The following is a 632-nucleotide window of genomic DNA, read 5'->3' as shown; positions in this document are numbered from 1 at the left end:
CCGCGCTACGTGACGCTGCCGAACATCATGAAGGCGAAGAAAAAGCCGTTGGAAACGATCAAGCCCGAAGATCTCGGCGTCGATGTCACGCCGCGTCTGAAGACGCTGAAAGTCGCCGAGCCGCCCAAGCGCTCTGCCGGTGTGATGGTGCCGGACGTGAAGACGCTGGTCGAGAAGCTGAAGACCGAAGCGAAGGTGCTGTGAGGAGACCCAAGAAATGACGAACCTGGTAATTGCAGAACACGACAACGCGTCGATCAAGGCCGCGACGCTGAACACGGTCGCAGCGGCACAGAAGATCGGCGGTGATATTCACGTGCTGGTCGCGGGTCACAACGCGCAGGCCGCGGCCGATGCCGCGGCGAAGATCGCAGGCGTCAGCAAGGTGCTGCTGGCTGACGCGCCGCAACTCGCCGAAGGCCTCGCAGAGAACGTCGAAGCGACGGTGCTGAAGCTTGTGCAAGATGCGGCGAAGAACTACACGCACATCCTCACGCCGGCCACCGCCTACGGCAAGAACGTCGCGCCGCGTATCGCCGCGAAGCTCGACGTCGCGCAGATCAGCGACATCACGGCAGTGGATAGCGCCGACACGTTCGAACGCCCGATCTACGCAGGCAACGCGATCGCGA

Annotated in this window: 2 pseudogenes; both read left to right on the top strand. The window is 62.7% G+C overall.

From position 1 onward, the window contains the following. Positions 1 to 204 (top strand): annotated as a pseudogene (locus EVC45_RS45040) (electron transfer flavoprotein subunit beta/FixA family protein); the annotation flags it as partial. Positions 205 to 217: 13 nt separating this feature from the next. Beyond that, positions 218 to 632, top strand: a pseudogene (locus EVC45_RS45035) (electron transfer flavoprotein subunit alpha/FixB family protein); the annotation flags it as partial.

The sequence above is a fragment of the Paraburkholderia sp. UYCP14C genome, assembly GCF_004197395.1.
GTDB lineage: Bacteria > Pseudomonadota > Gammaproteobacteria > Burkholderiales > Burkholderiaceae > Paraburkholderia.
Note: the sequence above shows the minus strand (reverse complement) of the source record. Positions and strands in the feature narration are given on the sequence as shown.